The organism is Pseudomonas sp. Pseusp10 (assembly GCF_059492225.1).
Window position 1 is genome coordinate 1,920,377 of sequence record NZ_CP168528.1, and the last position, 16,025, is coordinate 1,936,401.

Below are 16,025 nucleotides of genomic sequence, written 5' to 3' on the forward strand. Positions count from 1 at the left end.
GCTGTACTCATGTGTGGGAGCGGGCTTGCTCGCGAAAGCGGTATAACAGTCAGCGGGTGCGTTGAATGTTGAACCGCTTTCGCGAGCAAGCCCGCTCCCACATTTGATTTGTGCAAAGGGAAAGATATGGATCGGCCCGCGATTGACTTGCCTTCCAGGTTTTTGCTGAATCTGAAACCGTGGCGTAACGCTCCGGCTTGGCGCATCGCCTTCTCCGGCGGCCTGGACTCCACCGTCCTGCTGCATCTGCTCGCACACCTCGCAAAAACCGAATCCCTGCCGGCGCTGAGCGCCATCCATGTTCATCACGGCCTTCAAGCTGTGGCCGATGCGTGGCCGGAACATTGTCGTTCCGTGTGCGCTGCGCTGGGCGTCCCGTTGCAGATCGTTCGGGTGCAGGTGCAGCCCGGTGCCAGCCTTGAACGTGCGGCGCGAGACGCGCGTTATCACGCGTTCGCCGAAGTGACTGGGTGCGGTGACGTACTGTTGACAGCCCAGCACCGCGACGATCAGGCGGAAACCCTGCTGTTTCGATTGTTGCGCGGAGCGGGCGTACGCGGGCTGTCGGGTATGCCGCGTCAGCGCCCGTTGGGCAAGGGCCATCTGCTGCGGCCATTGCTCGACGTCACGCGGGTTGAACTGGAGGCCTATGCCAACGAGCATGGCTTGAGCTGGATCGAAGATCCTTCAAACGAAGATCGGCAGTACTCGCGCAACTACCTGCGGCACCAAGTCTTCCCCGCATTGACCCGGCGCTGGCCACAAGCGGTGGCGACCATGGCCCGCAGCGCGGCGCATTTGACTGAGGCGCAGGGGTTGCTCGAAGAGCTGGCAGACATGGATTTGCGTAACGCCAGCTCCGGCAGTGAATTCGACTGGCTGGGATTGCGGTCCCTTGAACTGGCGCCGCTTGCGCAACTCTCTGATGCCCGGCAGCGCAATGCCTTGAGTCATTGGCTCGAGCCGCTGACCCGCCTGCCGGACACTGACCATTGGTCGGGTTGGGAGGATTTGCGCGACGCCACCGGCGATGCCTGCCCGGTATGGCGGCTGGCCGATGGCGAACTGCATCGGGCGGGCGGGCGGATCTGGTGGCTGTCCGGCCGCTGGTTGCGCCCTCTGCCCGCCGCCGGGGCGTGGCAGGATCCGGCTTCACCGCTGGCAATTGCGGATAACGGCGTGCTTTCGCTCACCGGGCAGATCCCCGACGGCCCGTTACAGATCCGCTATCGTGAGGGGGGAGAGGTCATGGCTTTGCCAGGCCGCGGCCATCGGGACCTGAAACGTTTGCTCAATGAAAGTGGTGTACCGTCCTTCGTGCGCGGCAGATTGCCGCTGCTCTACAAAGACGGGCAATTGCTGGCGGTAGCGAACCTCAAGGGGCTCGATGGCGATGCGATCGGCGACTGGCATTTGCATTGGCAGCCACTGAACGAAGATCAAGGTTTGAGCTGAAAGGGGCTTTCCGGTAGACTACGCTCCCTTCTTGATACAACTTCTGTGGATTCGCCTGAATTGCAGGAGTTGCCGATTACCAAGCAGTCTTTGCTGGGCGATTCCAAAAAATGTGTAGCGAGCAACGAACCGGTGATTCATTTCCCGGTCTGTCCCAACGCGGCGGTTTTTTTGAAAGGTGCACTGTGATTAATGCAGGTGATCGGGGGCTTCGGCCTTCCTTCGCTTTCCCCGGCGGCTCGGACCGCTTTAACGCAGACTTCTAGGGTTTTTCATGACGCGCTACATATTCGTCACGGGCGGTGTTGTTTCTTCATTGGGGAAAGGCATTGCATCGGCATCATTGGCGGCCATCCTGGAGGCGCGGGGACTTAAGGTCACCATGCTGAAGCTGGACCCGTACATCAACGTCGACCCGGGCACCATGAGCCCGTTCCAGCACGGTGAAGTGTTCGTCACACACGACGGCGCCGAGACCGACCTGGACCTGGGTCACTACGAGCGGTTCATCCGCACGACCATGACCCAGAACAACAACTTCACCACCGGCCGTGTCTATGAACACGTCCTGCGCAAAGAGCGCCGTGGTGATTACCTGGGTGCAACCATCCAGGTGATTCCGCACATCACCGACGAAATCAAGCGCCGCATCATCAAGGGTGCTGGCGACGCTGACGTGGCAATGGTCGAGATCGGTGGCACCGTGGGTGACATCGAGTCGCAACCGTTCCTCGAGGCGATCCGCCAACTGCGTTTCGAAGTCGGCGCCAAGCGCGCGATGCTGATGCACCTGACACTGGTGCCGTACATCGCCACTGCCGGCGAAACCAAAACCAAGCCAACCCAGCACTCGGTGAAGGAGCTGCGTTCCATCGGCCTGCAACCAGACGTGCTGGTCTGCCGCTCCGACCACCCGATCGACGTGTCGTCGCGTCGCAAGATCGCGCAGTTCACCAACGTTGAAGAGCGTGCGGTGATCGCCCTGGAAGACGCTGACACCATCTACAAGATCCCGGGCATTCTGCATTCTCAGGGCCTGGACGATTTCGTCGTCGAGCGTTTCGGCCTGCAATGCGGCGGTGCCGATCTGTCCGAGTGGGAAGCCGTGGTCGACGCCAAGCTCAACCCCGAGCACGAAGTCACCATCGCCATGGTCGGCAAGTACATGGAGCTGCTGGACGCCTACAAGTCGCTGATCGAAGCGATGAGTCACGCCGGCATCAGCAACCGTACCAAGGTCAACCTGCGCTATATCGATTCCGAAGACATCGAGAACCAGGGCACCGCGCTGCTGGAAGGCGTTGACGCAATCCTGGTGCCTGGCGGCTTCGGTCTGCGTGGTGTCGAAGGCAAGATCACTGCCGTTCAATACGCTCGCGAAAACAAGGTTCCGTACCTGGGTATCTGCCTGGGCATGCAAGTGGCCGTTATCGAGTTCGCCCGTAACGTGATGGGCTGGAAAGACGCCAACTCCACCGAGTTCGATCGTGCAAGCGGTCACCCGGTAGTGGGTCTGATCACCGAGTGGGAAGATGCCACCGGCGCGGTCGAAATCCGTACCGAAGCCTCCGATCTGGGCGGCACCATGCGTCTCGGCGCTCAGGATTGCCTGCTGGAGCCGGGTTCCCTGGTTCACGGTTGCTATGGCAAGGACGTGATTGTCGAGCGTCATCGTCATCGCTACGAAGTGAACAACAACCTGCTGCCGCAAATCATGGAAGCCGGTTTGAAAATCTCCGGTCGTTCCGGGGATGGCGCACTGGTTGAGGTGGTTGAAGCACCGGATCACCCATGGTTCGTCGCTTGCCAGTTCCACCCTGAGTTCACCTCGACGCCACGCGACGGTCACCCGCTGTTCAGCGGTTTCGTCAAGGCCGCGTTGGCTCAACACCAGAAGAAGGCGTAACCCCGATGGCACAGAAGATTATCCGCGTCGGCGACATCGAGATTGCCAACGACAAACCCATGGTGCTGTTCGGCGGCATGAACGTGCTGGAAAGCCGTGACATGGCCATGCAGGTTTGCGAAGAGTATGTGAAGGTCACCGAAAAGCTCGGTATCCCCTACGTGTTCAAGGCCAGTTTCGACAAAGCCAACCGGTCTTCTGTGACCTCCTATCGTGGTCCTGGCCTGGAAGAAGGCATGCGCATCTTCCAGGACATCAAGCAAGCCTTCGGCGTGCCGGTCATCACCGACGTTCACGAGCCTGACCAGGCCGCCGTCGTCGCTGAAATCTGCGACATCATCCAGTTGCCGGCCTTCCTGTCGCGCCAGACCGACCTCGTGGTCGCGATGGCCAAAACGGGTGCCGTGATCAACATCAAGAAAGCCCAGTTCCTCGCGCCTCAGGAAATGAAACACATCCTGAACAAGTGTGTGGAAGCGGGTAATGATCAGTTGATCCTCTGCGAGCGTGGTTCGAGCTTCGGCTACAACAACCTGGTCGTCGACATGCTTGGCTTCGGCATCATGAAGCAGTTCGAATACCCGGTGTTCTTCGACGTGACCCACGCGCTGCAAATGCCTGGCGGTCGTTCCGATTCCGCTGGCGGTCGTCGCGCCCAGGTCACCGACCTGGCGAAGGCCGGCATGAGTCAGTCGCTGGCCGGCCTGTTCCTGGAGGCCCATCCGGATCCGGACAACGCCAAATGCGACGGTCCTTGCGCCTTGCGCCTGGACAAACTGGAGCCATTCCTGGCCCAGCTCAAAGCTTTGGACGAACTGGTGAAGAGTTTTCCGACGGTAGAAACCGCGTAATCCTCAATTCTCCGGTAAAGTACCGCACGATTTAACGCTCAGACCCTCGGGCCTGAGCCTTGTCGTCTGCAAGACTGCCCGCTGCACCTCACTTGCCGACGATCAAAGATTTCCTACAGCTGCGTCGTTTTCGTCAACTTTGGAGTGTTTACAACAATGGCTAAAATCGTCGACATCAAAGGTCGTGAAGTTCTCGACTCCCGTGGCAATCCCACCGTGGAAGCGGATGTGCTTCTCGATAACGGCATCATCGGCAGCGCCTGCGCGCCGTCCGGTGCTTCCACTGGCTCGCGTGAAGCGCTCGAGCTGCGTGATGGCGACAAGAGCCGTTACCTGGGCAAGGGTGTTCTGAAGGCTGTAGCCAACATCAACGGTCCGATCAAAGACCTGTTGAAAGGCATGGACCCAAGCGACCAGAAAGCGCTCGATCTGGCAATGATCAAGCTCGACGGTACTGAAAACAAAGGATCCCTGGGCGCTAACGCAATCCTCGCCGTTTCCCTGGCCGCGGCCAAGGCAGCAGCACAGGACCAGGACCTGCCGCTGTACGCTCACATCGCAAACCTGAATGGCACCCCGGGTGTCTACTCGATGCCGGTTCCGATGATGAACATCATCAACGGCGGCGAGCACGCCGATAACAACGTCGACATCCAGGAATTCATGGTTCAGCCAGTTGGCGCCAAGTCTTTCTCGGAAGGTCTGCGCATGGGCACCGAGATTTTCCACCACCTCAAAGCCGTGCTGAAGGCCCGTGGCCTGAGCACTGCCGTCGGTGACGAAGGTGGTTTCGCTCCGAACCTGGCTTCCAACGAAGACGCTTTGAAAGTGATCTCCGAAGCCGTGGCCAACGCTGGTTACAAGCTGGGCACTGACGTGACCCTGGCTCTGGACTGCGCAGCCAGCGAATTCTACGAAGACGGCAAGTACAACCTGTCCGGCGAAGGCCAGGTGTTCACCGCAGAAGGTTTTGCTGACTACCTCAAGGGCCTGACCGAGCGTTACCCGATCATCTCCATCGAAGATGGCCTGGACGAGTCCGACTGGGCTGGCTGGAAGATCCTCACCGACAAGATCGGCGAGAAGACCCAACTGGTAGGCGACGACCTGTTCGTTACCAATACCAAGATCCTGAAAGAAGGCATCGACAAGAAGATCGCCAACTCGATCCTGATCAAGTTCAACCAGATCGGTACCCTGACCGAAACCCTGGAAGCCATCCAGATGGCCAAGGCTGCCGGTTACACCGCCGTGATCTCGCACCGCTCCGGCGAAACCGAAGATTCGACCATTGCCGACCTGGCTGTGGGCACCTCGGCTGGCCAGATCAAGACCGGCTCCCTGTGCCGTTCCGACCGCGTTTCCAAGTACAACCAACTGCTGCGTATCGAAGAGCAGTTGAACGGCAAAGCCAAGTACAACGGCCGCAGCGAATTCCGCGGTTGATAAAAAAAAAGACACCGGATTGTGTCGGAAAAATCGCTACAGCGACGATTTTGCCACTAATCTGATGCCTTATAAGCACAAGCCTGGTTCTTCCAGGCTTCGTGCTATCAGAAGCTTCACGTTTGGCATGGCTGTCTTTTTTCACTGGATACCTGATATTCGATGCGCAGTCCCAATTGGTTGTTCCTCGTCTTGCTCCTGTTGCTGGCTGGCCTGCAGTACCGCCTGTGGGTGGGAAATGGCAGTCTGGCGCAAGTGGCCGAGTTGACGCAGCAGATTGCGGATCAGCAAGCTGAGAACCAGGCATTGCTGGAGCGCAACCGGGTAATGGACGCCGAAGTCAGTGAGTTGAAAAAGGGCATGGAGACCGTTGAAGAACGGGCTCGCCATGAGCTGGGCATGGTCAAGGACGGTGAAACCCTTTACCAGTTGGCGCAATGAACCAGACGTTACCGGCCTTCTGGGCCGTGATTCCTGCCGCGGGCGTCGGTGCCCGTATGGCCGCGGACCGTCCCAAGCAATACTTGCAACTGGGAGGGCGCACTATTCTCGAACACAGCCTCGGCTGTTTCCTTGATCATCCATGCCTGAAAGGCCTGGTGGTCAGTCTTGCTGTTGATGATCCTTATTGGCCGAACCTGATGTGTGCCAGTGATCCACGTATTACCCGGGTCGAGGGCGGTTCCGAACGCTCCGGGTCGGTGCTCAATGCGCTGCTGCATTTGCACGCACAGGGCGCTGATGATGAGGATTGGGTACTGGTTCACGATGCCGCACGGCCAAACCTCAGCCGTGACGATCTGGACAAGCTGCTGGCTGAGCTGGCTGACGATCCTGTCGGCGGACTGCTCGCGGTGCCGGCGCGGGACACGCTCAAGCGAGTCGACAAGCACGGTCGTGTGGTCGAAACCGTGGATCGCAGTGTGATCTGGCAAGCCTACACGCCGCAGATGTTCCGCCTTGGCGCGTTGCATCGCGCACTGGCGGACAGTCTGGTGGCCGATGCCGTTGTTACCGATGAAGCTTCGGCGATGGAGTGGGCCGGCTCGGCACCACGCCTGATCGAAGGGCGGTCCGACAACCTCAAGGTTACGCGTCCTGAAGACCTTGAGTGGTTGCGTCAACGTTGGGCCAATCGTCACTGATTGATTTGGGTTCAGTGTTGTCCCCAATCGCGAGCAGGCTCACTCCTACAGGGTTCATTGGTGCACACAAGATTTGCGGTTGACCCCCGACCCCTGTAGGAGTGAGTTTGCTCCGGGCGGCGTTCCGACGATAGCGGTAGTCCAGGCAATCGATATCGTGCTGACACCCTGGCATACGCCTAGCTTCGATACTCCGGCCGTTCGGCCAATCCTTCCTTCAGGTAGTCCACCAATTTTCTCACTTTTGGCGACAAATGCCGCTGCTGCGGGTACAACGCCCAAACGGCGGTATTCGGTGGTTGATGCGCTTCCAGCAACGAAATCAACGCGCCGCTTTTCAAATGCTCCAGCACGTAATAGTCCGGTAGCTGACACAGTCCTACGCCTTGTAGCGCGGCGTCCAGTACCGCTTGCCCACTGTTGCAGCGCCAGTTTCCCTGCACCCTTTGCGAAAATTCCCGCCCATTCTGCTCCAGTTGCCAGAGGTCCGAGCTGCCGATGAGGCAGTTGTGACGGCTGAGTTCCGACAGGCTGTGCGGTCGACCATAACGTTCAAGGTAGGACGGCGAGGCGCAAAGAAACATCCGTCGTGGCGCAAGGCGGGTGGCCACCAATCGTGAATCCTGCAAACGCCCGAGGCGGATTGCCAGATCGAGGCCATCGTGCACCAGGTCGAGTTGCCGGTTGGTCAGTTCGATATCGATGCGTAGTTGCGGATACAGCCCCATGAAACGCGTCACCAGCGGCACGATGAAGCGCTCGCCATATGCCACGGCGCAGGTCATGCGCAGCATGCCCTTGGGTTCGCTGGTCAAGTCGCCGACCGCTCGCAATGCTTCTTCCCGCCCATCCTGCAAGCGCTGACAATGTTGCAGGAAGGTTTGTCCGGCTTCGGTCAGCGTGACCCGGCGGGTACTGCGGTAGAGCAAACGGGTTTGCAGGCGCTCTTCAAGGCGGACGATTTGTCGGCTGACGTGGGAGGAGGAAACGCCCAGGCGTTCCGCAGCCGCGGTGAACTGGCTGTATTCGGCGACGGCGACGAATTCGTCTATGCCTTCCCAGCGGTTTTCGGACATTGGGGATTATCCCTGTGTGGCAATAATATTTTGCATTTGTCTCGATTATTCATCTTGTAGCCGTGTATTACACTCACTTACTCGTTTTTATTCACTGGAGAATCCCATGATCAAGTCGCGCGCCGCCGTTGCCTTCGAGGCCAAGAAACCTCTGGAGATCGTTGAAGTCGATGTCGCCATGCCCAAGGCCGGCGAAGTGTTGCTGCGCGTGGTGGCCTCCGGTGTCTGCCATACCGATGCCTACACCTTGTCCGGCGCTGATCCGGAAGGCATCTTCCCGTCGATCCTCGGTCACGAAGGTGGGGCGATTGTTGAAGCGGTAGGCGAGGGTGTGACCTCTGTCGCGGTCGGCGACCATGTGATCCCGCTGTACACCCCGGAATGCCGTCAATGCAAATTCTGCCTGTCGGGTAAAACCAACCTCTGCCAGGCGATTCGCGCGACCCAGGGCAAAGGTCTGATGCCGGACGGCACGACTCGTTTTTCCTACAAGGGTCAGCCGATTTTCCACTACATGGGCACTTCCACGTTTTCCGAGTACACCGTGCTTCCGGAAATCTCCGTGGCGAAAATCGACAAGCAAGCGCCACTGGAAAAAGTCTGCCTGCTGGGCTGCGGTGTCACCACCGGCATCGGCGCGGTGCTCAATACAGCCAAGGTGAAGCCGGGTGATACCGTGGCCATTTTCGGCCTCGGCGGCATTGGTTTGTCCGCTGTCATCGGTGCCGTGAAAGCCAAGGCTGCGCGGATCATCGCCATCGACATCAACCCGGCGAAATTCGAGATCGCCAAACAGCTGGGTGCAACCGACTGCGTGAACCCGAAAGACTTCGATCGCCCGATCCAGGAAGTCATCGTCGACATGACCGATGGCGGCGTCGATTTTTCCTTCGAGTGCATCGGCAACGTGCAACTGATGCGTGCCGCGCTGGAGTGCTGCCACAAGGGTTGGGGCGAGTCGGTGATCATCGGTGTTGCCGGTGCTGGTCAGGAAATCTCCACCCGTCCGTTCCAGCTAGTCACCGGCCGCGTCTGGCGCGGTTCGGCGTTCGGCGGCGTGCGTGGCCGTACCGAATTGCCGAGCTATGTGGAAATGGCCGAGACCGGCGAAATCCCTTTGGATACCTTCATCACCCACACCATGGGCCTGGAAGATATCAACAAGGCGTTTGACCTGATGCATGAAGGAAAAAGCATCCGTTCCGTCATTCATTTCTGAGGTCGGACATGAGCCTGGAAAACATCTCTTGCCAGAAAAGTTTTGGCGGCTGGCACAAGCGTTATCGCCATCGCTCGCAAGTGCTCGGCTGCGACATGGTGTTCGCCGTGTACCTGCCGCCGCAGGCGGAGCAGGGCGGCAAGCTGCCGGTGTTGTACTGGTTGTCCGGCCTGACCTGCACCGACGAGAACTTCATGCAAAAGGCCGGTGCCATGCGCATGGCCGCCGAGTTGGGGCTGATCATCGTCGCGCCGGACACCAGTCCTCGCGGCCCTGATGTGCCTGGCGATCCGGATGGCGCCTGGGACTTCGGCCTCGGCGCCGGGTTTTACCTGAATGCCACCCAGGAACCGTGGTCGCGCCACTATCGGATGCATGACTATGTCGTGCAGGAATTGCCGGCATTGGTCGAAGCCCATTTCCCGGCCTCGGACAGACGCGGCATCAGCGGCCATTCCATGGGTGGCCACGGCGCGCTGGTCTGCGCTTTGCGCAATCCGGGGCGTTATCGGTCGGTGTCGGCGTTCTCGCCAATCAACAATCCGATGGATTGCCCGTGGGGGCAGAAAGCCTTTTCCCGCTATCTGGGAGAAGACCGTTCGAAATGGCGCGAATGGGATGCCTGCGCGTTGATTGCCGAGGCTGATGAAAAGCTGCCGCTGCTGGTCGACCAAGGTGATCGCGACGATTTCCTCGCCAACCAGCTCAAGCCGGAAGCCTTGCAACAGGCGGCCAAACTGGCCGGTCACCCGCTGACGTTGCGCCTGCAACCGGGCTATGACCACAGCTATTTCTTCATCGCCAGTTTCATCGATGAGCACTTGCGGCATCACGCGCATGCTCTGGTTGGCTAATGCAGGTAGAATCACGCCCTGACAAAAATCGGGGCGTTTTTTTATGCGTATTGGCCACGGCTATGATGTGCACCGTTTCGCTGAAGGCGATTTCATCACTCTGGGCGGTGTGCGCATTGCACACAGCTTCGGGTTGCTCGCTCACTCTGACGGTGACGTCCTCTTGCACGCCTTGAGCGATGCCTTGCTCGGCGCCGCGGCGCTGGGCGACATCGGCAAGCATTTCCCGGATACCGACCCGCAATTCAAGGGCGCCGACAGCCGCGCGCTGTTGCGTCACGTCGTCGCACTGGTCCACGCCAAAGGCTGGAAAGTCGGCAACGTCGATAACACCATCGTCGCTCAGGCGCCGAAAATGGCCCCGCATATCGAATCGATGCGCGCGCTGATTGCCGCGGATCTTCAAGTAGAGTTGGATCAAGTGAACGTGAAAGCTACCACCACCGAAAAGCTCGGCTTTGTCGGTCGCGAAGAAGGCATTGCCGTGCACTCCGTTGCCTTGTTGCTGCGCGCATGAACGAACTGCAATTGCTCGGCCCGCGGGCTTACGGTGAGACCCTCGGCACGGCGGTCCTGAAAGCGATCGCGGAAGATTTCCAGGTTGATGAAGTGCTCGACATCCCACTGAGTGGCGAAGGCGAACACCTGTGGATCTGGGTGGAAAAGCGCGGCCTGAATACTGAAGAAGCTGCGAGGCGGATTGCCAAGGCTGCGGGCGTGCCATTGCGCACTGTCAGTTATGCCGGGCTCAAGGACCGTCAGGCGTTGACTCGCCAGTGGTTCAGCGTGCAATTGCCGGGCAAGGCCGACCCTGATCTGTCGGCCGCGGAAAACGATACGCTGAAGATCCTCAAGACCGCCCGCCACAAGCGCAAACTGCAACGCGGTGCGCACTCGGCCAATGGTTTTACGTTGCGCCTGACTCAATTCGCCGGCGACAAGTCTGCGCTTGAAGAGCGTCTGCAACTGATCGCCAAACAAGGCATCCCCAATTATTTCGGCGCTCAGCGTTTCGGCCATGACGGCGGTAATGTGGTCGATGCTCGCGCCTGGGCCGCGCGCAAGGCCTTGCCAGAGCAGCGCAACGTGCGCTCGCGACTGCTCTCCACGGCGCGCAGTTTTCTGTTCAATCAGGTGCTGGCCGCACGTGTCGCCGATGGCACCTGGCAGCGTGCCCTGGTGGGTGATCTGCTGGCGTTCACCGACAGTCGCAGCTTTTTCCCGGCCGGTGAGGCAGAGTGCAGCGACCCGCGCCTGGCGATTCTCGATCTGCACCCGACCGGTCCGCAGTGGGGCGAAGGTGACTCGCCGGCCACGGGCGTTGTCCATGAACTGGAGCAGGCCATCGCCGCACGCGAAGCGGATTTGCGTGATTGGTTGATCAACGCCGGTATGAGCCACGAACGTCGCATCCTGCGGCTGCCCATTGGCGGGTTGACGTGGCATTATCCCGAGCCTGACATTCTGCAACTGGAATTCGTCCTGCCGGCCGGATGCTTCGCCACCGTATTGGTGCGTGAGCTTGTCGATCTGGTGCCGGTGGGGCAGACGGACAGCCCATGCGTATTCTGATTTCTAACGACGATGGGGTAACCGCACCCGGTCTCGCCGCGCTTTATGCTGCGCTGGCGGATTACACCGAATGCGTGGTTATCGCCCCGGACCAGGACAAAAGCGGCGCCAGCAGTTCGCTGACGCTCGACCGTCCGTTGCACCCGCAAACCCTGGCCAACGGCTTTATCAGCCTCAATGGCACGCCCACCGATTGCGTGCACCTGGGCCTCAATGGACTGCTGGAGCGCGAAGCGGACATGGTGGTTTCCGGGATCAACCTGGGCGCGAACCTGGGGGACGATGTCCTGTATTCCGGTACGGTGGCGGCGGCCCTTGAGGGGCGTTTTCTGAAACACCCTTCGTTTGCCTTTTCGCTGGTCTCACGCCAGGTAGAGAACCTTCCCACAGCTGCCTATTTCGCGCGCAAACTGGTCGAAGCCCACGCTGACCTGGATCTGCCACCGCGTACGGTACTGAACGTGAACATTCCCAATTTGCCGCTGGACCGTATCCGCGGTATCCAGTTGACTCGCCTGGGCCATCGCGCCCGTGCCGCGGCACCGATGAAAGTGGTGGATCCGCGGGGCAAGTCCGGTTACTGGATCGCGGCGGCCGGGGATGCCGAAGATGGTGGCCCGGGTACCGATTTCCATGCGGTGATGCAGGGGTATGTTTCGATCACGCCGTTGCAACTCGATCGCACGTTCAATGATGCCTTCAGAAGTCTGGACGGCTGGCTGGAGGGGCTGCGCTAATGACTCGCGAACAAGACGATATGCTGCGTCGCGGCATCGGCATGACCTCCCAGCGAACCCGGGAGCGGCTCATCCAGCGCCTGTACGAGGAAGGCATTTCCAACGCCAGGGTGCTGGAGGTCATTCGCCGGACCCCGCGCCACCTGTTCGTCGACGAAGCGCTGGCGCACCGTGCCTATGAAGACACCGCGCTGCCGATTGGTAATAACCAGACCATCTCCCAGCCTTATATGGTGGCGCGCATGAGCGAGCTGCTGCTGGAGGCCGGTCCCCTCGACAAGGTGCTGGAGATCGGCACCGGGTCGGGTTATCAGACGGCCGTGCTGTCGCAACTGGTCGAGCGTGTGTTCTCGGTCGAGCGCATCAAGGTTCTGCAGGATCGGGCAAAGGAACGTCTGGTCGAACTGAACCTGCGCAACGTGGTGTTCCGCTGGGGCGATGGTTGGGAAGGCTGGCCGGCACTGGCGCCGTACAACGGGATTATCGTCACTGCAGTGGCGACGGATGTGCCCCAGGCATTGCTTGATCAGTTGGCACCGGGAGGGCGAATGGTGATCCCGGTCGGGTCCGGCGAAGTCCAGCAATTGATGCTGATCATCCGCGAGGAACAAGGTTTTTCCAGGCATGTCCTGGGGGCTGTGCGCTTCGTGCCATTGCTCAACGGGCCACTGGCCTGAGCATTTGTTTCGGCGCGCTGAATTCTCTTCGATTGCCTTTGTCTTACAGCGGCATCGTTCGTTTGAACGGGATTCATCGTCAGGCAGCAAACGTGTGCGCGACACCGATTCGCCGCATTAAAGGTAAAGCGTGCACGGCCCGTTATACTTGCGACAGTTCATGCCGGACTCCGGTATTTCACATTTTCAGCCACCACAAAGGGAGCGGCGGGTGAGTCTCACAGTCATAGCGCAGCGTATGGGTAAAACGAGCTTTCAGCGCCTGGTGACTGGCCTTGTCTTGAGTACCTTGCTGGTCGGTTGTTCCAGCAACAAATCCAGCGATGTACGTGTCGTGGACCGCAACAATGCCGCGGCCCAGCGTCCGGCCGTGACCACGGGACAATACGTCGTTCGCCCCAAGGACACCTTGTTCTCCATCGCCTTCCGTTACGGTTGGGACTACAAGGCCCTGGCGGCACGTAACAACATTGCTGCGCCTTACACCATCCATCCGGGTCAGACGATTCGCTTTGATGGTCGTAGCGATTCAACGTCGACGGCGGTGGTCAGTTCGTCCAGTTCAACACCTTCGTCTTCGAGTAAAACCACGGTCATCCGTCGTCCGGTAAACGGTGCGGCCACCAGCACAACGACGGTTGTACCGTCCGTCGCGAACAAGCCGGCACCCGCTCCGTTGCCCCCTCCCGGGCCAGCCCCGACCGGCTGGGGATGGCCATCTAATGGCATTCTGATCGGGAAATTCTCTTCAAACGGTAGTTTGAATAAAGGAATTGATATCGCCGGAGATTTGGGACAGCCTGTTTTAGCTGCGTCTGATGGGACGGTGGTGTACGCCGGGAGTGGCTTAAGGGGCTACGGCGAATTAGTGATCATCAAGCACAGTGAAACCTACGTCAGTGCCTACGGACATAACCGCAGGCTGTTGGTTCGGGAGGGGCAGCAGGTCAAGGTCGGACAGACAATTGCCGAAATGGGGTCAACGGGTACAGACCGGGTGAAACTGCATTTTGAGATTCGCCGCCAAGGTAAACCTGTAGATCCGCTGCAATTCCTGCCACGTCGTTGATCGCTTACCAGCCTGTTCCGTTGCGTAGAGGGGACAGGCTCCAGCGTTGCCAGGGATCAAGGCGCCGCTTGGGCTTGAGGTCGAACTCACCAAAGGACTATAACAATGGCTCTCAGTAAAGAAGTGCCGGAGTTTGACATCGACGATGAGGTTCTCCTGATGGAGAGCAGCATCGATATGGATTCGATGTCGAATGATGAAGGGGCGGCTCCACCTTCCGTTCGTGCCAAATCCAAACACTCCACATCGTTGAAACAACACAAGTACATTGACTACACGCGGGCACTTGATGCCACGCAGCTGTATCTCAATGAAATTGGTTTCTCCCCCCTGCTGTCACCCGAAGAAGAAGTTCATTTTGCGCGCCTGTCGCAAAGTGGCGATCCGGCCGGGCGCAAGCGCATGATTGAAAGCAACCTGCGGCTGGTGGTGAAAATCGCCCGACGCTACGTCAATCGTGGGCTGTCGCTGCTGGACCTGATCGAAGAGGGCAACCTCGGCTTGATCCGGGCAGTGGAGAAGTTCGATCCGGAACGCGGTTTCCGCTTCTCGACCTACGCGACCTGGTGGATTCGCCAGACCATCGAACGCGCAATCATGAATCAGACCCGGACCATCCGGTTGCCGATCCATGTGGTCAAAGAGCTGAATGTGTACCTGCGGGCTGCGCGGGAGCTGACGCAAAAACTCGACCATGAACCCTCACCCGAAGAAATCGCCAACCTGCTGGAAAAGCCGGTAGGAGAGGTTAAGCGTATGCTCGGCCTTAACGAGCGGGTTTCTTCGGTCGACGTCTCGCTGGGTCCGGACTCGGATAAAACCCTGCTTGATACCCTGACTGACGACCGTCCAACCGATCCATGCGAACTGTTGCAGGACGACGACCTGTCCCAGAGCATCGATCAATGGCTCTCGGAACTGACCGACAAGCAACGCGAGGTGGTAGTACGCCGCTTCGGCCTGCGCGGTCATGAAAGCAGCACCCTTGAAGACGTAGGCCTGGAAATCGGCCTGACCCGGGAGCGGGTCAGACAGATTCAGGTGGAAGGCTTGAAGCGGTTGCGCGAGATCCTGGAAAAAAATGGTCTGTCGAGCGAGTCGCTGTTCCAGTAAGGCACTCACTGCGATGGCATAAAAAACCCCGACTGGCTCGGGGTTTTTTAATGCCTGGCCAGGAAGCCGAGTCCCCTCGGAATTTTGGTTCCGTACTGTAAGCCTGGGCTTACTCTTGCGTAAGTGTTCGTTATTTTTACACCCTGGCAGTCGTCCATGCTAAGCGCTTCGTGGCTTTATCTTTTTGATTTATATAACTATTTTTTATTATTAATGGGGTGTGACAGTTGGAATTCGCGCCAAGGGGCGATTGATCCCGGAGGGGAAAACTCTAATATTCAGGTTGTGTCGACGGACAGACACGTCCTTCAAGGATGAGGGATATGGATATCGCAGGACGCGATTCATCAGGACGATGAAAAGGAACACAGGGAATAGGGAAAAAATGTGGGCGGGTCAAACCGCCCCTTTTTTTTTGCCTGCAGAAAAGCAAAAAGGCCCTTGTGGGGCCTTTTTAGGGAACGAGGGGGTAATCAGCGTTCGAGGTGTTCGATCTTGCCTGTCTTGCCGTCCCATTCTGCGGAATCGGGCAAAGGGTCTTTACGTTCGGTGATGTTTGGCCAGATATCGGCCAGCTCTGCGTTCAGCTCGATGAAGTTCTCCATGCCGGCCGGAACCTCATCTTCGGAGAAGATTGCCACAGCAGGGCATTCAGGTTCGCACAGCGCGCAATCGATGCACTCATCCGGGTGGATCACCAGGAAATTCGGGCCTTCGTAAAAGCAGTCCACCGGACAGACTTCTACGCAGTCGGTGTACTTGCACTTGATGCAGTTGTCGGTGACGACGAAGGTCATTTCTAATTTTCTCCTCAGGCGCGGCTTGCTGCGCCCCTTCTCGTAGGGGTCGCCAGGTTCGGGAGCGATAGTCTGCTGGCCAGGCTATTAGCCAGCAGCATCCCAAAC

At 58.8% G+C, this 16,025-nt stretch carries 16 protein-coding genes; 14 read left to right on the forward strand and 2 right to left on the reverse strand.

What is annotated here, in order from left to right; all coding sequences use genetic code 11:
- The first annotated feature begins 126 nt into the window (after positions 1-126).
- The 6 genes from tilS to ispD all read left to right on the forward strand — a co-directional run bounded on the left by tilS (position 127) and on the right by ispD (position 6,803).
- Positions 127-1,455 carry a tRNA lysidine(34) synthetase TilS gene (tilS, locus tag ACEN8Z_RS08515; protein ID WP_495597353.1) on the forward strand — a complete coding sequence of 443 codons (1,329 nt, stop codon included), beginning with the start codon at positions 127-129 and terminating at the stop codon, positions 1,453-1,455.
- A gap of 274 nt (positions 1,456-1,729) precedes the next feature.
- Positions 1,730-3,361 (forward strand): CTP synthase, encoded by a 1,632-nt coding sequence (gene pyrG / locus ACEN8Z_RS08520; RefSeq protein ID WP_007996939.1) that lies wholly within the window; start codon positions 1,730-1,732, stop codon positions 3,359-3,361.
- Positions 3,362-3,366: 5 nt separating this feature from the next.
- The gene (gene kdsA / locus ACEN8Z_RS08525) at positions 3,367-4,212 is read left to right on the forward strand and encodes a 3-deoxy-8-phosphooctulonate synthase (RefSeq protein WP_495597354.1); all 846 of its coding nucleotides are present in this window, start codon (positions 3,367-3,369) and stop codon (positions 4,210-4,212) included.
- A 156-nt stretch (positions 4,213-4,368) separates the two neighbouring features.
- Positions 4,369-5,658: a phosphopyruvate hydratase gene (eno, locus tag ACEN8Z_RS08530; protein ID WP_007990244.1), complete on the forward strand. Its 1,290-nt coding sequence runs from the start codon at positions 4,369-4,371 to the stop codon at positions 5,656-5,658.
- Positions 5,659-5,820: 162 nt separating this feature from the next.
- Complete coding sequence (gene ftsB, locus ACEN8Z_RS08535; RefSeq protein WP_007996937.1) at positions 5,821-6,099, forward strand: cell division protein FtsB; 279 nt, start codon at positions 5,821-5,823, stop codon at positions 6,097-6,099.
- Positions 6,096-6,803 (forward strand): 2-C-methyl-D-erythritol 4-phosphate cytidylyltransferase, encoded by a 708-nt coding sequence (gene ispD / locus ACEN8Z_RS08540; protein ID WP_495597355.1) that lies wholly within the window; start codon positions 6,096-6,098, stop codon positions 6,801-6,803. The genes ftsB and ispD overlap by 4 nt, the downstream gene beginning before the upstream one ends.
- A gap of 179 nt (positions 6,804-6,982) precedes the next feature.
- Here the strand turns inward: ispD and ACEN8Z_RS08545 are convergent, their stop codons facing one another.
- Positions 6,983-7,879 carry a LysR family transcriptional regulator gene (locus ACEN8Z_RS08545; RefSeq protein WP_277535141.1) on the reverse strand — a complete coding sequence of 299 codons (897 nt, stop codon included), beginning with the start codon at positions 7,877-7,879 and terminating at the stop codon, positions 6,983-6,985.
- 106 nt (positions 7,880-7,985) lie between these two features.
- On the opposite strand from ACEN8Z_RS08545, the gene ACEN8Z_RS08550 reads away from it, so the two are divergent.
- The 8 genes from ACEN8Z_RS08550 to rpoS all read left to right on the forward strand — a co-directional run bounded on the left by ACEN8Z_RS08550 (position 7,986) and on the right by rpoS (position 15,120).
- Positions 7,986-9,098, forward strand: coding sequence for an S-(hydroxymethyl)glutathione dehydrogenase/class III alcohol dehydrogenase (locus ACEN8Z_RS08550; protein ID WP_495597356.1), 1,113 nt, complete (start codon positions 7,986-7,988; stop codon positions 9,096-9,098).
- Positions 9,099-9,106: 8 nt separating this feature from the next.
- Positions 9,107-9,952 (forward strand): S-formylglutathione hydrolase, encoded by an 846-nt coding sequence (gene fghA, locus ACEN8Z_RS08555; protein WP_495597357.1) that lies wholly within the window; start codon positions 9,107-9,109, stop codon positions 9,950-9,952.
- A gap of 43 nt (positions 9,953-9,995) precedes the next feature.
- The gene (gene ispF, locus ACEN8Z_RS08560) at positions 9,996-10,469 is read left to right on the forward strand and encodes a 2-C-methyl-D-erythritol 2,4-cyclodiphosphate synthase (protein ID WP_007970721.1); all 474 of its coding nucleotides are present in this window, start codon (positions 9,996-9,998) and stop codon (positions 10,467-10,469) included.
- Complete coding sequence (gene truD / locus ACEN8Z_RS08565; RefSeq protein WP_495597358.1) at positions 10,466-11,524, forward strand: tRNA pseudouridine(13) synthase TruD; 1,059 nt, start codon at positions 10,466-10,468, stop codon at positions 11,522-11,524. The genes ispF and truD overlap by 4 nt, the downstream gene beginning before the upstream one ends.
- The gene (gene surE / locus ACEN8Z_RS08570) at positions 11,512-12,261 is read left to right on the forward strand and encodes a 5'/3'-nucleotidase SurE (protein ID WP_007996928.1); all 750 of its coding nucleotides are present in this window, start codon (positions 11,512-11,514) and stop codon (positions 12,259-12,261) included. The genes truD and surE overlap by 13 nt, the downstream gene beginning before the upstream one ends.
- A 41-nt stretch (positions 12,262-12,302) precedes the next feature.
- On the forward strand, positions 12,303-12,938 hold the full coding sequence (locus tag ACEN8Z_RS08575) for a protein-L-isoaspartate(D-aspartate) O-methyltransferase (RefSeq protein WP_177323574.1): 636 nt from the start codon (positions 12,303-12,305) through the stop codon (positions 12,936-12,938).
- Between the two features lie 211 nt (positions 12,939-13,149).
- Positions 13,150-14,007 (forward strand): peptidoglycan DD-metalloendopeptidase family protein, encoded by an 858-nt coding sequence (locus tag ACEN8Z_RS08580; protein ID WP_007996924.1) that lies wholly within the window; start codon positions 13,150-13,152, stop codon positions 14,005-14,007.
- Between the two features lie 105 nt (positions 14,008-14,112).
- Positions 14,113-15,120 (forward strand): RNA polymerase sigma factor RpoS, encoded by a 1,008-nt coding sequence (gene rpoS / locus ACEN8Z_RS08585; RefSeq protein WP_108227903.1) that lies wholly within the window; start codon positions 14,113-14,115, stop codon positions 15,118-15,120.
- Positions 15,121-15,593: 473 nt separating this feature from the next.
- Here rpoS and fdxA read toward each other — a convergent pair whose 3' ends face one another.
- The gene (gene fdxA, locus ACEN8Z_RS08590; protein ID WP_108227902.1) at positions 15,594-15,917 is read right to left on the reverse strand and encodes a ferredoxin FdxA; all 324 of its coding nucleotides are present in this window, start codon (positions 15,915-15,917) and stop codon (positions 15,594-15,596) included.
- Between the last annotated feature and the right edge of the window lie 108 nt (positions 15,918-16,025).

What these genes read in the sequence shown, in the direction of transcription:
- truD (WP_495597358.1), top strand. Translation starts at nt 10,466, where the DNA reads ATGAACGAACTGCAATTGCTCGGCCCGCGGGCTTACGGTGAGACCCTC.
- surE (WP_007996928.1), top strand. Translation starts at nt 11,512, where the DNA reads ATGCGTATTCTGATTTCTAACGACGATGGGGTAACCGCACCCGGTCTC.
- tilS (WP_495597353.1), top strand. Translation starts at nt 127, where the DNA reads ATGGATCGGCCCGCGATTGACTTGCCTTCCAGGTTTTTGCTGAATCTG.
- ftsB (WP_007996937.1), top strand. Translation starts at nt 5,821, where the DNA reads ATGCGCAGTCCCAATTGGTTGTTCCTCGTCTTGCTCCTGTTGCTGGCT.
- kdsA (WP_495597354.1), top strand. Translation starts at nt 3,367, where the DNA reads ATGGCACAGAAGATTATCCGCGTCGGCGACATCGAGATTGCCAACGAC.
- fghA (WP_495597357.1), top strand. Translation starts at nt 9,107, where the DNA reads ATGAGCCTGGAAAACATCTCTTGCCAGAAAAGTTTTGGCGGCTGGCAC.
- ACEN8Z_RS08545 (WP_277535141.1), bottom strand. Translation starts at nt 7,879, where the DNA reads ATGTCCGAAAACCGCTGGGAAGGCATAGACGAATTCGTCGCCGTCGCC.
- ispD (WP_495597355.1), top strand. Translation starts at nt 6,096, where the DNA reads ATGAACCAGACGTTACCGGCCTTCTGGGCCGTGATTCCTGCCGCGGGC.
- eno (WP_007990244.1), top strand. Translation starts at nt 4,369, where the DNA reads ATGGCTAAAATCGTCGACATCAAAGGTCGTGAAGTTCTCGACTCCCGT.
- ACEN8Z_RS08550 (WP_495597356.1), top strand. Translation starts at nt 7,986, where the DNA reads ATGATCAAGTCGCGCGCCGCCGTTGCCTTCGAGGCCAAGAAACCTCTG.
- rpoS (WP_108227903.1), top strand. Translation starts at nt 14,113, where the DNA reads ATGGCTCTCAGTAAAGAAGTGCCGGAGTTTGACATCGACGATGAGGTT.
- fdxA (WP_108227902.1), bottom strand. Translation starts at nt 15,917, where the DNA reads ATGACCTTCGTCGTCACCGACAACTGCATCAAGTGCAAGTACACCGAC.
- ACEN8Z_RS08575 (WP_177323574.1), top strand. Translation starts at nt 12,303, where the DNA reads ATGACCTCCCAGCGAACCCGGGAGCGGCTCATCCAGCGCCTGTACGAG.
- pyrG (WP_007996939.1), top strand. Translation starts at nt 1,730, where the DNA reads ATGACGCGCTACATATTCGTCACGGGCGGTGTTGTTTCTTCATTGGGG.
- ispF (WP_007970721.1), top strand. Translation starts at nt 9,996, where the DNA reads ATGCGTATTGGCCACGGCTATGATGTGCACCGTTTCGCTGAAGGCGAT.